Annotated in this window: 14 protein-coding genes; 6 read left to right on the forward strand and 8 right to left on the reverse strand. The window is 40.6% G+C overall.

The annotated features are described in order from the left end of the window. Positions 1-31: 31 nt before the first annotated feature. The 3 genes from BHE18_RS05905 (at position 32) to BHE18_RS05915 (ending at position 3,582) form a co-directional block, all read left to right on the forward strand. Positions 32-1,276 carry an MFS transporter gene (locus BHE18_RS05905; RefSeq protein ID WP_071617674.1) on the forward strand — a complete coding sequence of 415 codons (1,245 nt, stop codon included), beginning with the start codon at positions 32-34 and terminating at the stop codon, positions 1,274-1,276. A 22-nt stretch (positions 1,277-1,298) separates the two neighbouring features. After that, on the forward strand, positions 1,299-2,663 hold the full coding sequence (locus tag BHE18_RS05910; RefSeq protein ID WP_071617675.1) for an amino acid permease: 1,365 nt from the start codon (positions 1,299-1,301) through the stop codon (positions 2,661-2,663). A gap of 79 nt (positions 2,664-2,742) precedes the next feature. Beyond that, positions 2,743-3,582: a dimethylarginine dimethylaminohydrolase family protein gene (locus BHE18_RS05915; RefSeq protein WP_141771815.1), complete on the forward strand. Its 840-nt coding sequence runs from the start codon at positions 2,743-2,745 to the stop codon at positions 3,580-3,582. Positions 3,583-3,700: 118 nt separating this feature from the next. On the opposite strand, the gene BHE18_RS05920 is transcribed toward BHE18_RS05915, so the two are convergent. From BHE18_RS05920 to spoIIP, 4 genes are all read right to left on the reverse strand, one after another. Further along, positions 3,701-4,171, reverse strand: a complete 471-nt coding sequence (locus BHE18_RS05920) for a YndM family protein (protein WP_071617677.1) — start codon at positions 4,169-4,171, stop codon at positions 3,701-3,703. A 151-nt stretch (positions 4,172-4,322) separates the two neighbouring features. Continuing rightward, the gene (locus BHE18_RS05925; RefSeq protein WP_071617678.1) at positions 4,323-5,714 is read right to left on the reverse strand and encodes a protoporphyrinogen oxidase; all 1,392 of its coding nucleotides are present in this window, start codon (positions 5,712-5,714) and stop codon (positions 4,323-4,325) included. A 195-nt stretch (positions 5,715-5,909) separates the two neighbouring features. Continuing rightward, positions 5,910-6,236 carry a four-helix bundle copper-binding protein gene (locus BHE18_RS05930; RefSeq protein WP_071617679.1) on the reverse strand — a complete coding sequence of 109 codons (327 nt, stop codon included), beginning with the start codon at positions 6,234-6,236 and terminating at the stop codon, positions 5,910-5,912. 244 nt (positions 6,237-6,480) lie between these two features. Continuing rightward, on the reverse strand, positions 6,481-7,641 hold the full coding sequence (gene spoIIP, locus BHE18_RS05935; protein WP_071617680.1) for a stage II sporulation protein P: 1,161 nt from the start codon (positions 7,639-7,641) through the stop codon (positions 6,481-6,483). A 282-nt stretch (positions 7,642-7,923) separates the two neighbouring features. Between spoIIP and BHE18_RS05940 the strand changes: the two genes are divergently transcribed. Beyond that, a complete protein-coding gene (locus BHE18_RS05940; RefSeq protein ID WP_071617681.1) occupies positions 7,924-8,169 on the forward strand; it encodes a hypothetical protein in 246 nt (81 codons plus the stop codon). A 43-nt stretch (positions 8,170-8,212) separates the two neighbouring features. Here BHE18_RS05940 and mgtE read toward each other — a convergent pair whose 3' ends face one another. Beyond that, entirely contained in the window at positions 8,213-9,571 is a 1,359-nt protein-coding gene (mgtE, locus tag BHE18_RS05945; RefSeq protein WP_071617682.1) for a magnesium transporter, read from the reverse strand. Positions 9,572-10,044: 473 nt separating this feature from the next. Here mgtE and BHE18_RS05950 point away from each other — a divergent pair, with 473 nt between their 5' ends. Further along, the gene (locus BHE18_RS05950) at positions 10,045-10,677 is read left to right on the forward strand and encodes a glycosyltransferase (RefSeq protein ID WP_328585872.1); all 633 of its coding nucleotides are present in this window, start codon (positions 10,045-10,047) and stop codon (positions 10,675-10,677) included. Between the two features lie 141 nt (positions 10,678-10,818). Here BHE18_RS05950 and BHE18_RS05955 read toward each other — a convergent pair whose 3' ends face one another. Beyond that, positions 10,819-11,004, reverse strand: a complete 186-nt coding sequence (locus tag BHE18_RS05955; protein ID WP_071617684.1) for a hypothetical protein — start codon at positions 11,002-11,004, stop codon at positions 10,819-10,821. A gap of 98 nt (positions 11,005-11,102) precedes the next feature. Continuing rightward, positions 11,103-11,984, reverse strand: a complete 882-nt coding sequence (locus BHE18_RS05960; RefSeq protein WP_071617685.1) for a diacylglycerol/lipid kinase family protein — start codon at positions 11,982-11,984, stop codon at positions 11,103-11,105. Between the two features lie 164 nt (positions 11,985-12,148). Here BHE18_RS05960 and BHE18_RS05965 point away from each other — a divergent pair, with 164 nt between their 5' ends. Continuing rightward, positions 12,149-12,412 (forward strand): hypothetical protein, encoded by a 264-nt coding sequence (locus tag BHE18_RS05965; protein ID WP_071617686.1) that lies wholly within the window; start codon positions 12,149-12,151, stop codon positions 12,410-12,412. A gap of 63 nt (positions 12,413-12,475) precedes the next feature. On the opposite strand, the gene BHE18_RS05970 is transcribed toward BHE18_RS05965, so the two are convergent. Next, positions 12,476-13,384, reverse strand: coding sequence for a glycine betaine ABC transporter substrate-binding protein (locus tag BHE18_RS05970; protein WP_071617687.1), 909 nt, complete (start codon positions 13,382-13,384; stop codon positions 12,476-12,478). Between the last annotated feature and the right edge of the window lie 19 nt (positions 13,385-13,403).

Here is a 13,403-nt window from a genome sequence, read left to right on the forward strand (position 1 = left end):
TTTGTAAATTAAATTTATCAGAGGTGGCAGCATGGACGTCAAATCTAAGGAAATGAACAAAGTCAGTAATTGGTGTGTTTTCAGTATGGCTTCCATCCCATTAGTCATGACACTGGGCAATTCAATGCTAATTCCTGTACTGCCCATATTTGAAAAGAAAGTGGGTATTTCTTCCTTCCAAACAAGTATGATCATTACTTCTTATTCAATCGCTTCCATCTTCCTCATACCAGTGGCCGGTTATTTATCCGATCGCTACGGAAGAAAAATAGTGATTTTACCAAGTTTGATATTTGCATTAATCGGGGGGCTTATTGCCGGATATGCCTCTTGGAAGATGAATGAACCCTTTACCTGGATCATCATCGGACGTGTACTTCAGGGAATCGGCGCTGCAGGTGCTGCACCTATCATCCTTCCTCTAGTCGGGGATCTCTATAAAGATGATGACGAAAAAACGAGTTCATGCCTTGGAATCATCGAAACGTCGAATACTTTCGGGAAAGTGCTCAGTCCCATACTCGGGGCGGCATTTGCCGCTTTCTTATGGTATCTGCCATTTTTTTCAATTTCCCTATTCAGTCTGATTTCCATCTTACTCGTTCTTTTTTTCATTAAAATACCTAAGAAAAAAGAAGAACCTCCTCTATTAAAAGAGTTTATAAAAAACACAAAAATAATCTTCAAAAATGAAGGCAAATGGATATTTACCATTTTTGTAATCGGGATCTTCGTTATGTATGTACTTTTTGCCGTTTTGTTTTACCTGTCTGACATACTTGAAAAGACACATAGTTTGTATGGGGTAAAAAAGGGATTTGTCCTTGCCATCCCGCTCCTCGCCTTATGTATTTCCTCATTCATTACAGGACGGAAAATCAAAGGGGATCTTCAAATAATGAAAAAAATCATGATGGTGAGCCTGACTGCCATAGCACTAAGTGTTTCTTTTGTTGGTTTTGCAGAAAGCCGCCTGATCATTCTACTTGCCGTCACAAGCTTCCTTGGTCTTGCAATAGGATCACTTCTTCCTGTACTAGATGCAATCATCACGGAGAATATTGAAAAAGAAGAACGCGGCACCATTTCTTCCTTCTATAGTTCATCACGCTTTATCGGTGTAGCTGCCGGCCCTCCATTGATGTCGATTTTTATGAAGGGTTTTCTTAATGGAAGTTTCATCGGAGCAGGTATCATATCACTTGCAGTTGCTGTATTGGTTTACTTTTTCATCAAGACAGAAGAAAAACCCCGTTTAAAGGAAGCGACTGTTTAACAATTTTGAAAGGAGAACACTGATGGCAGAGCGTTCTGGAAAAAGCAAAAAAGAAGATAATGCTGTGACTCCAGGCACCGGCAGTATGAGCTGGTGGCATCTTACGCTGGTCGGTGCCGGCTGTACAATAGGGACCGGATATTTTCTCGGTTCTGCGATCGGAATAAGATATGCGGGACCCTCTTTTGTCTTCTCATTCATCGCAGCAGCTGCCTGCACGTATATTGTTTATTATCATCTGGCTGCGATGACTGCAGTAGATCCTCAGGAAGGGTCATTTTGCTATTATGCTGCCAAAGCGTTTGGTAAATGGGCAGGATATTGCTGCGGCTGGGTGTATTGGTGGTCAAATATACTTATCATGGGCAGTCAGCTTACAGCACTGGCTCTTCTCTCTCAATATTGGTTCCCATTGACTCCTCTTTGGGTGTTTGCAGGTGGTTACGGTGCATTTTCACTGTTGATCGTGCTGTTGGGAACCAATAGTTTTGATAAAGCGGAAAATTTATTTGCAGTGATTAAAACTTCTGCCATCTTTATGTTCATTGTTATGGCAGCCCTTGCTCTCTTTGGTGTTATCAAGGGGAATGGGGAGATTCCAGATATAACACTTCAAAGATCGGCCATACTTCCAGGGGGATTAAAGGGTTTATGGGCCTCATTGATTTATGCTTTATATGCTTATGGAGGGATTGAAGTCATAGGGTTGATGGCTCTTCAGCTGAAGAGAAGGAATGATATCAAAAAAGCAGGGAATGTCATGTTGATCATTTTGACATTCATGTATGTAACATCTTTGGCTTTGGCCTTTTTACTTATCGCTTCGGATGCATTCAATGAGAAAGAAAGTCCTTTCGTTTCCGCATTGAGTCCGTATGACCTTCCTTTTTTTCCGCATATTTTTAACGGAGCGATCATTATTGCCGGATTCTCAGCTCTAACCGCGGCTCTCTTCGCTGTGACGAATCTGTTAGTGTCACTTGCCAAGGATGGAGATGCTCCTGACATTTTCAAAAAGAAAATTAAGAATTTCAATAACCTCCCCCTCCCTTCTTTATTACTGGCGACTGCGGGACTTATAGCTTCAGTGGTCACAGCGCTGCTATTACCTGGAAAGGTATATGAATATCTCACAACGGCCGCAGGAATACTGCTACTTTACAATTGGGCATTCATCATACTATCCGCTTTCAGGATATTACATCAAAAGATTCTTGTGAAATCGACCGGTATTCTGGGCTTATGCATTCTATTTATTGCGGTTACCGGAACGATAGTGGAAAAGAGTATTAGAACCGGATTTCACTTATCTCTGATAGTGGTTTTTTTAATTGCAATTGCTGCCTTCATTAAGAATAAGAGGTGGAAAAGGGAAGAGTCAGTTTGAAAAACCAATGATGAATGGAATATCTCAATAAGAGTATGATAAAGAATAAAAAGAATGAATGCCTTTAAGGAGGGTTTCCATGAAAGAAATACAATTGAATTGTCTTAATGAATTTTCTCCTCTACAAGAAGTGATTTTGTGCGAGCCGACATTCATGAAGATACAAGATGTCATTAATGAAACTCAAAGACGTTACCATAAGGAGAACATCGACGTAGAAAAAGCTGTCTTACAGCACAATAAGTTTCTTGAGGTATTAGGAAAAAATAAAATCAAGACCCACCTCCTCTCTCCCAAATCCACATTCCCCGAACAAGTCTTCACCAGGGATATCGGGTTTACGGTAGGCAGGACTTTATTCATTTCAGATATGAAAATGCCCGTCAGGCAAGGGGAAGAAATTGAATTGAAAAACTGGCTGTCAGCCCGGGGAATGTCATACATAGATTTAGTTGAAGATGAAACGGAGGGCGGCGATGTTCTGGTACACGGCAATAAGGTATTTATCGGTCTAAGTGACAGGACGACTCCAGAAGCAGTTGAAAGGATTCAGTCTTCTCTTCCTCACTGCGATGTCATACCTTTGCCGATACATGAAGATATTTTACATCTTGATTGTATATTCAATATTGTTTCAGACAACGAGGCACTTATTTATCGGGAAGGACTTCGGAAAGAGGACATCACTCGCCTATCATCGCACTTTGAGTTGATTGATGTCAGCCGTGAAGAACAATTTACCATGGGGGTGAATGTACTTTCAATAGGGAATAAGAAAGTCATCAGCCTTCCCATTAACAAAGGAGTCAATCGAAAACTTCGTGACCGCGGATTTGAAGTGATCGAAGTGGATTTTGATGAAATAATTAAATCAGGCGGTTCATTCAGATGCTGTACTCTTCCACTTCTTCGCGGATAGAAACTGCAGATAAAGCGAAGTCTTTTTCTTAAAGAATTCAAATGTGTCCAAGAATGAATAATTTTGCATATTATTAAAACGCACTGGAATATCTATTTGATATCCAGTGCGTTCCTAATTATTCCTTGTCCCTGTTTCTCAAGTGAAACTCATCGGTGAGCTTGGTCGGAAACTCTGGATGAATCTGTTCTGATGCCTCTGTTTGATAACGAAGATTTGTCGGGGCTCTCCTTGCTTTTCTCCGTTTCGGCAAAACGTTCTGAATGATATAGTGATGGAAAAACACTTCAAATACCATAATTGCCAGTGCGGCTAGAATCGACCTTGTTAAGTATGGACCTCCGTCAGACATGCCACCGCTCATAAAGTAAATGAGGATGAAAGCCAGCCCCAGATCGGCAAGTGACGCTACAGTGTTGCTTGTTCTCGGAAGCAGAAACAAATCTCCAAGCAAGTAGGCGGCAGCACCCAATACTAAAGACATCAAGAATACGTCTCCGAAGGTGATGCCTTGAACACCTCCAAGGACTAAATATAAAAGGACAAACGTTGCCGTGAATTTTATGGCAAATGCTTTTACATGTTTCATGCGTAATCCCTCCTGTCCTTAGGTTTCTCTATTTAGGAGGGATTATGCTTAGTGAATTCAGGGTGTTTATCAACTTATCGATCAGGAGATTTTCTTTCGGCCGAATGAAAAATTCAGCTTCAACTTTACAGGGATCCAGGCCTTCGTTCAATTATCCTGTGATTTCTTGAAAAATGGCTTCTGCAGTTTGTTTTCCATTCTTAATGCAGGCACCGATCCCCACTCCAAAGTAAGATGCTCCCGCCAGCCGCACATTTGGGTAGTTTTCCCGTATTGTTTTCTGCAGGGCCTCCACTGCATCGCTGTGCTGCAAATGATAGTTCGGCATAAGCCCCTGCCAATCCGTAACCACTACAGAGACTGGACTTGCCTGGATCCCGAGGCTCTTCGAAATATCTTCCAGGGCGGTCTTTGTAAAACTCTCTTCAGATAGTTCTTTTAAAACTTCATAATGAGGATTTGAACTTTTGTAAAATAATCTTACCAGGAGTTCATGATCGTCCGATGTGTGTTCCCATTTTCGGCTCGTCCAAGTACAGGCATCACACAGGACGTCGCTTCCATGCGAAGTGATGAACCCTGTCCCATCTGCAGGAAGGAGATCATCCTTTACATTGAATCCAATATAAATGCTGGTAAGGGAAGAATTCTTTAATTGATTGAAATGAAAATCCAATTGGGGATCACTTATTATTTTTTGTGTAACATCATGGGAAGTTGAAAACACCACATAATCTGACTTTATTTTTTCCCCGTCTGCTAAAGTCAGCTCATACTGATCTTCAAGATGTTTCAGATCAATAAGTTCAGCTCCCTTAAGGATGTCAGCTTCCATAATTACATCTTCCATCCGATCTATCAGGGCAGATAAGCCATTTTTAAACGAGATGAATTTTCCCTTTGAGGCACTTTCGAACTTATGCCTATTTTCTCCGAGACCTTTTATAATACTTCCGTACTGATTTTTATATTCAAGAAGATATGGAAGTGTGGTGGCCATCGTCAAGGAATACAGATTTCCCGAATAGACACCCGACAGTACAGGAGCGATTTGATTCTCCACAAGCTCCTTTCCGAAAAAAGCTTCCAGAAATTCACCTATCGAGCTGTCTTCAGTGAAAGTAGTATTGGGAATGTCCAAATCCTTCAGTGCTGTTCGCTTTCCCTCCTCTGATATAAGGGTACTCTCCATCAGTGACTCCACACTCATGGGAATGCCGAAAATCGTATCCTGAGGTATTTTGTGCAGTTTTCCATATGTATAGATATAAGAAGTACCTGTCTTGTTATAAACAAGCTCCTCTTGAAGTTCCAATTCCTCAACGAAAGGTAGGACCCCTTCATTCCGTGCTACAATTGAATCAGCCCCGGTCTCCATGACGAATGGATGATCCTTCACTGTCTGTATTTTACCGCCGAGCTCCTTATCACGCTCGATCAATGTCAACTCAATATCCATATTCCGTTCTCTTTTTAGTTTATCTAAATGATATAATGCTGTCAGCCCGGTGACTCCCCCGCCAACTATAACAACCTTCTTCATAATCCTTCACCCCATATGCAGCTTTATACCATTAGCCTACCATTTTTTATTGGGAAATCATAAACAAATAGGTAAATTATTGTGACTTTTTATTGAAGATTTTATGTATTGAGTAATGAAGTTAACATTATATATAAGCCCATCCTGCCGTACGGGAATATAAAGAAGGATGGGCATTGCTGCATTTAGCAGAGGTTATGCGATTTTCCTGCACTCATCAGCGCATTTGAAGCAGGCATCCGCGCATTTTTGACAGTGATTGTGATCATGCTTTTTGCATTCGCTTCCGCAAGCTTCGCAAATACTTGCGCAAACTGCAGCAAGTTCCGATGCAAAAGGGGTCCCTCTTACAAGAGCTTGTTCCAAAAATCCGCACATGTCAGAACATTCCCGGTCCAAGCGGATGCAATCCGCCATCATTTTAACATCATCTTCTCCAAGACAAGCATCGTAACAATGGTTACACGCTTCCATACATTCATGTAATGTTTGTACTAACGATTGATACTTTTCATGTGACATTTCCAATTCCTCCTTTAATATTTTGCGTTCATTCTTCTTTATCCGGGTTTTGCCTCAACTAAACAAATTTACCATATTCAAAAGAATTACTTGCTTGTTGACCCGGATAAAATATGGTTTCCCTGACTTATTGCAGAAATTATGCAAATACCTTCAAAACAAAAAAGAAGTGCCAAATCAATTTAATTTGGCACTTCTTTTGATATGTGATTTTAATGCCTGGGTACTTCAGCTTTTTTTCATATTATCCGTTTACTTCAACTACATCCTGCTTATAATATTTTGCAAAAATTTCAGCAAATGCTTCCGTGGAATTGTAAAGTTCAATTAAGTTGTTTTCCACTCCGCCAAATTCGAGGAGCATGGCTCTTTCTGTCAGATCCTGATTGTAAACTCCATTCCCCTCAGCTTTTGTTTTAACAAATACGCCCCGGCTGATCCCCGGATATTTCTCTTCAAGGGCGCTATTCAATTCTTTAGCGATTGCCAGGTTTTTTTCAAAATTTTTATTTTCTTTTCCGACTATAAAAAACAATCGTGCGTACTGTTTTCCGTTGATTGTCTTGGTCGTAATGTCACGGGGCTGGGAATCCCGGTGAATATCAATCAGGTAATTGAGGTCCCCGTTACCGGCCAGGGCTTCCTGGACCTGTTCTCTGGATAATTTATACGATTCATAATATGTCCAATTTTTATCTTTTAATGCCTGTGTAGCATCTGTTTTATCCTGTACAGCCCCTATCCCTCTTTTGGCGAGTTCTTGCTGAAGCTTCGAGCCGATGGCTAACACATTTACTTTTTCATTTGTACTTGCAGGATCCTTTGATTGGTTGTTTTTTATCAGGGGACTGAAGGCTTCCCAACTGTGCGAATGATAAATGAAGACAGACTTTTTATCGACTTCTTTGATATCGCCGCCGTTTTCGCCGTTTGCCCGGTCGATCTGGTGCTGATCGATTTCCTGATTCTTTAATTGATCATCGGTAGGTGCAGGTGATTCTACTGGAAGATTTGTAATATCCGTCCCTTTCCCCGCCACCGCAATTTGTGTGTGATAATTTTCAATCCCGGGTATTTCTCTTCCGAATAAACTCCGGGGATCAAACAACGAGACGTTCGTCACGCTTTCCAGCCAATCAAAATCAGACTCCAATTCTTCTTCATTCATTACCCTTAACGGGGTAATTTCTTCCGAGATAAGTTTTAAGAGTGTTTCTTTAGGAACCATATCAGATACTGTTGTGTAAAACAGCGTGTCCACTTTCAATTTAATCGCCGTGGCGGATATAAGCCAGACAGAAACATACAGGAGGATGATCCCGAGAACGATCATTCTTGCCAGTGATTTAACAGTCACGAATACTAGTAAGGGTAAGGTGCCATCTTTTCTGGATTTGTACGCCATGAATGAACTCCTATGCTTATAAGATTTACTAATTCACTATATGCGCAATCCAGGGAATATAGAATGTAAAAGGGAGGATTCATGCTTTATACAATTTCTTAAAGAGAAGGTAATATGGAAGAGGCGAGCCCGCAGGTATTGAAATATATATTCAATACTACTAAACAGGTATCTAAATAATCTATTTTATGATATAATGAATACTTAATCAAGAATAAATTATTTTGGGTCTACGAGACTGTGTTTAGTCAATCCCTCTATAATGTAGAAGGGAGACGTTTTATGTCATTCGATACGATTGTACGAATGCTGAAAACTCAAGTGGACTTCAAAGAGAGTGAGATCATTCATACGTTCCACTCCACAACCAAGACGCCGATACTGTCTGTTATTTACCACTTTGACTCTGAAACGTTCTTGCTGACTTATTTGGATACACAACAAGTAGAGAATTTTACAGATATAAATGAGTTGGCAGGCAGCATAGAACGATATCTTAAAAATCAGCCATTAGAAGTAAGATCATAAATTTAAACCGCCGCATTGCAAACAGCAATGCGGCGGTTTTCAGTTAGGACAACTTTGTAATGAACATATTTGCTATACCAAAATACACAAGAAGGGAAAAGATATCATTTATCGTTGTAATAAGGGGTCCCGAAGCAACCGCGGGATCTATATTGAACTTGTATAGGACAAGCGGAATGATTATTCCTGCAAGTGTACCGATTATTAGGGTGATTAACAGTGAACTGCCCACGACAATCCCAAGGATCAAGCTGCCCTGCCATATAAACGCAATGACAGAGATTAAAATAGCACAAGTAAGCCCTATGATGATACCTACCCATAATTCACGTAATATAAGCTTCACCACTTGCTTTATATCCAGATCTTGAACCACTAACCCCCTTACCACTACTGCAAGCGACTGCGTTCCTGTATTTCCTGTCATCCCCGCGATCATAGGCATAAAAAATGCAAGCGCGACGGCTGACTGCAACGTTGTGGAAAAGCCGTCTATTATGCTGCCTGATACAAGCCCGATTAATAGCAGCAGAATGAGCCATGGCAGTCTTCTGTAGGCAGCAACAAGCGGTTTTGTATTAAAATCAATCGCTTTTCCGGAAGCTGAGAGTTTTTCGATATCTTCGTTGGCTTCCTGGATCACGACGTCGATGATATCATCGACGGTAATGACACCCATCAATTTATCATTGTCTTCAATCACGGGAATCGATACGAAATCATAGCGGCTGATCAACTTTGCGACTTCCTCCTGATCCGTAAGGACATCAACCTTAACCACCCTTGTAAACATTATATCTTCTATTTTGTCCTGCATTTCTCCAAGAAGCAGATCTTTGTATGATACAACTCCCACCAGCTTCTTTCCTTCATCTATGACGTAAAGGTAGTTCAAATATTCTGCAAGCTCGGCGAAATCTTTTAATTTATCAACCGCATCTCTAACCGTATAATGCTTAGAAATCCATACGAATCGGTTATTCATCAGGCGCCCCGCTGATTCAGCCGGATATTTCATCATGTGCTGAACCATATCCGATTCTTCTTTTTTCATCTCTGACATCAGTTCTTCAATCTGTGCTGGATCAAGGTCGGCTAAAAGTGTGGTCAAGTCATCATTTTCCATTAGATCAAGGACTTTTGTCGACTTCTCAATCCCCAATTTCTGAAGGACTTCGAGCTGATCTTCTTTCGTCAGTTCCTCCATCAGCTCTTTAAGTTTAGGCAAGGTCAAATATAATAGGAATTTATTCCGATGCTTTGCTGGCAGATGTTGATAATGCTGTGCCATATCATATGGCTGCAGCTCATCTATGACATCCAGAAAAACCCTTCTTTTTCCGTCTTTCAAGCTTTGAATGATCTCCAGCGTCAATTCGTTTTCTGAAAGCGGAGCCTGCATTTTATTTCACCTCACTCTGCATGTATTGTCTTTTTATATTACCCATAATTGCTGGGGTTGAACAAATCTGGACAATGCAAAAATGGCAAAAGAGCTCCTGACAGTGCAGAAACTCTTTTGCCTAACGAACAAATAAGGAGGTACTCTTGTCTATACGGCGGAAGTATATAGACGAGAAAACTTGTTCATGGGTAAAAACGAATGAGGCTTTCTTTTCACGGTGACTAAAGGATTTTATGAAAGCCGCTTTTCGGAAGAGCCGCATTTCATTTTTACCGATTTGTTTGTTTCTCTACTTCACTATATGTACAACCCTCCCCGGGTGTGCAGACAAGCATATTCTTTTTTAAAAAATAGTCATTTCCCCACATTTCGGCCAATAATCCTGGAGAAGAAATCTTCCGCAGCAACTTAGAATGAACTTCTTATTTTAGTAAAGAATAAAATTAAATACAGATTAGGAGTGGATAAAAGTGAAAAAGTACCTCATTGTTTTAATTGCTATTCTTTTAAGTTTAACGTTGTCCCCCAACCTCCCTAAAACTCAGGCTGTCAATAAAGAGTGTGTGAGCCCCGGTGCTCAAAAGCTGAAAGAGGATATGCGTCTCCTTTGGAACGACCACGTCATTTGGACCCATAACTATATTGTCAGTGCCGTTGACGGTTTGGGAGATAAAGATAAAGTACTTGAAAGACTCCTTCAAAACCAAAAGGAAATCGGTAATGCCATCAAACCGCTCTATGGGGAGAAAGCTGGCAATCAGCTGGCTGATTTATTGACGGAACATATTGTCATTGCCGGAAAGATCGTAGAAGCTGCAAAAGCAGGAAACCAAAAAGAAGTTGAAAGACTAAATAAAGAATGGTATCGAAATGCAGATGACATCACCGCACTCTTGATATCTGTAAACCCTGAGTGGTCTCAAAAAGAGTTAAAGGAACTTCTTTATATGCACCTTGGTTTCGTCACAAAAGAAGCAGTAGCCCGTATCCAGAAAGATTGGGTGCAAAATATCGATTCCTTTGATAAAGGCAGGGCCCATATTTTTCACTTGGCTGATGCATTATCTGAAGGGATAATTAAACAGTTCCCGGATAAATTTTGAAAAAATAATAAAACGCTGAATGACTTGTTCAGCGTTTTTTATCGTTTAAATTGGTTTATCTTTATCAATATAGATCATCCTGATTCCGCTATCCCCAAGAGAAATCCCTCTGAATCTACTCTCTTTTCAGCAGGCACCTTCCTATACTTCCTTATACAATTTATCTGCCCTTCTGACATTGAACGATAATAGAACGAAAGATATTACAATGGCGGCTACCCAAAATTGGTTGTCATTCAAAGCGAGTATTATGGATGCAATACTTAACAGGAAAGCTGTAATAAACCCTGTAATGGTCCTTATGTCTGTTAACACTTTTTTATTCATCTAGCTACCTCCTATAAATCAACAGGTTCCATAACCCAATATTAACACAAATTACCATTAAGAGGCGCTTTATTCGTGCATTTTATATTGAGATTCATTCAAGGAACCATCACTTCTATGTGATTTGGAATCACTTTCAATTCGATGGGGAGCTTCTGTCCTTCCTCTCCATCCACATTCGTAACCAGTTCATCCGGAGAAGATAATTTGACAGCCTTCGCCTGGAAGTATGTAACATCTTTATTCTCCTTCAACTTTCCAGTCAGGATGGAAGACATGACTGCTGGCAGCTTTAGAACATTAATGTCATCTATTATATAGCAATGCAGCATACCGTCATCCACCTCAGCATCAGGAGCGATCTTCTCAAATCCTCCAATCGAGTTGGTCAAGGCTGCGAGGAATAATAATGAATTTCCCTCCCATTTCTTTCCGTCATAATCTATAGTCAGAGGGTAAGTGGGGTTTGATGCCAATGTTTTCATTCCTTCAAGGACGTACGCAAATGGCCCCATCTTAGTCTTTTCCTCTGGAGAAACCTCATATACTGCTTCTGCAATTGCCCCTGCAGCAACAATATTCACAAAATAATCCTCATTGATTTTTCCAATGTCAACCTTTCGGATCTTGTGATGCCGGATTAGCTCAATTGCTTTCTTGGGGTCCAAGGGAATATTCAGTGCTCTTGCAAAATCGTTCACGGTACCCATCGGGATGATTCCGAGCTTCGGCCTATGATGTTCATCTATCAGACCATTGATCGTCTCATGTAAAGTGCCGTCTCCCCCTATTGAAATGATAAGATCATATTCATCTTTACATGCATTTTGACAAAATTTTGTTGCATCGAGCTCTTTCTCTGTTTGACTGATTTTTACCTCATAACCTTGCTGACTTAATATCATTTCTATTTCTTCAACATAATCGACTGCTTCTTCCTTACCCGAAGAAGGATTAACGATCATCATTGCTTTTTCCATCTTCTTCCCTCCCAGTTGTCCCAGATATACGTATATATACCTCAAACTGGATAACAAAAAACCAGCAGGGGATTTTATCGTTCAGATGGAAAAGATGTTTATCTCCTCTATTTTAAGGATAAACCCTATACAATTCCTTTTTTAAGACTAGGAGGTTCATCCTTATGAAACCATGTGATCAACATCAAATAAATGAACATAACAAACGAGAGCGGAAGAGCACAAAATCCCGTGACCAAGACTATCATAACCTTATCTTATCCACCCTCCAGACGTGTGAGTCACTTTCAATCAAGCCAACCATTTCCATGCTGGTTGATTTCTCCGGGCTGTCAGAGGAAAAGATACTGGAAATCATGGAGGACTACTATAAAAAAAGCTCCTCTTTGGACAGACTGAAATCCATGGATGATAATTCTTCTTCTTGAATTCAAAAAAAGAGTGTATACCTTCAAAGGCACACACTCTCTTCCGGATCATTTGTCCACTGATTAATCTTCCAATAATCCATTTTCCACTAGCCAATCGTGGGCAACAACCGAAACACTGTTCCCTTCGATATCTACTTTGTAATTAAGTTCACGCATGATATCACTGTTCAGTTTATCAGCCAGACGGGCAGTGATTTCTTTTATTTCAGGATATTTTTCATAGGTTTCTTCATTGATACTTACAGCAGCACGATATGGCGGGAAGAAATGCTTATCGTCCTCTAAAGTGACAAGTCCGTATTCCCTGATCGTGGCATCCGTTTCAAAAGCAACGGATACATCGACCTGATTGTTATCCAGGGCTCTCTGTGTCAGACCTATGTCCATTTGTTTGATGTTTTCTGCTCCGAAATTGAAGCCATATTTCTTTTCGACCCCTGGAAGTCCATCAGGACGGTTTGCAAATTCCGCATCGGAAGCAATCGTCAGCTTTCCTGGGTTCTCCTTGATATATGATGCAAGATCACTGATCGACTTAATACCCAGTTCCTTCGACTTTTCCTTAGTCATCGCAAGGGCATATGTGTTATTGACCTCAGACATATTCATCCAAAGAATCCCGTTTTTAGCATCAATCGCTTTGACTTTTTGGAACGTTTCTTCCGGATCTGATATCGGCTCTTTCCCCATATATGTTATAAGAGCAGTACCAGTATATTCCCACATAAGATCCACCTGCTCATTTTCCAGGGCCTTTCTTACGACCGTACTACCCAGGTTGTTCATCTCCTTGACTTCGAAACCTTCCTCTTTGAGCAAAAATGCCGTCATCTCAGAAAGCAGGTACTGTTCCGTAAAATTCTTTCCTCCTACTGACACTTGCTTCCCTCCTACACCTACACTTGAACAAGAAGAAAGAAAAAGTGTAAAAGCCACTGCAATCACCAGAGTCAGTTGTTTATTCAACATACAATCACCTCCGTTTCTT

The organism is Rossellomorea aquimaris (genome assembly GCF_001877785.1).
Classification (GTDB): Bacteria; Bacillota; Bacilli; order Bacillales; family Bacillaceae_B; genus Rossellomorea; species Rossellomorea aquimaris_A.

Excerpts from the sequence above, each read along its gene's own strand:
- BHE18_RS05905 (WP_071617674.1), top strand. The coding sequence starts at position 32 with ATGGACGTCAAATCTAAGGAAATGAACAAAGTCAGTAATTGGTGTGTT.
- BHE18_RS05910 (WP_071617675.1), top strand. The coding sequence starts at position 1,299 with ATGGCAGAGCGTTCTGGAAAAAGCAAAAAAGAAGATAATGCTGTGACT.
- BHE18_RS05915 (WP_141771815.1), top strand. The coding sequence starts at position 2,743 with ATGAAAGAAATACAATTGAATTGTCTTAATGAATTTTCTCCTCTACAA.
- BHE18_RS05920 (WP_071617677.1), bottom strand. The coding sequence starts at position 4,171 with ATGAAACATGTAAAAGCATTTGCCATAAAATTCACGGCAACGTTTGTC.
- BHE18_RS05925 (WP_071617678.1), bottom strand. The coding sequence starts at position 5,714 with ATGAAGAAGGTTGTTATAGTTGGCGGGGGAGTCACCGGGCTGACAGCA.
- BHE18_RS05930 (WP_071617679.1), bottom strand. The coding sequence starts at position 6,236 with ATGTCACATGAAAAGTATCAATCGTTAGTACAAACATTACATGAATGT.
- spoIIP (WP_071617680.1), bottom strand. The coding sequence starts at position 7,641 with ATGGCGTACAAATCCAGAAAAGATGGCACCTTACCCTTACTAGTATTC.
- BHE18_RS05940 (WP_071617681.1), top strand. The coding sequence starts at position 7,924 with ATGTCATTCGATACGATTGTACGAATGCTGAAAACTCAAGTGGACTTC.
- mgtE (WP_071617682.1), bottom strand. The coding sequence starts at position 9,571 with ATGCAGGCTCCGCTTTCAGAAAACGAATTGACGCTGGAGATCATTCAA.
- BHE18_RS05955 (WP_071617684.1), bottom strand. The coding sequence starts at position 11,004 with ATGAATAAAAAAGTGTTAACAGACATAAGGACCATTACAGGGTTTATT.
- BHE18_RS05960 (WP_071617685.1), bottom strand. The coding sequence starts at position 11,984 with ATGGAAAAAGCAATGATGATCGTTAATCCTTCTTCGGGTAAGGAAGAA.
- BHE18_RS05965 (WP_071617686.1), top strand. The coding sequence starts at position 12,149 with ATGAAACCATGTGATCAACATCAAATAAATGAACATAACAAACGAGAG.
- BHE18_RS05970 (WP_071617687.1), bottom strand. The coding sequence starts at position 13,384 with ATGTTGAATAAACAACTGACTCTGGTGATTGCAGTGGCTTTTACACTT.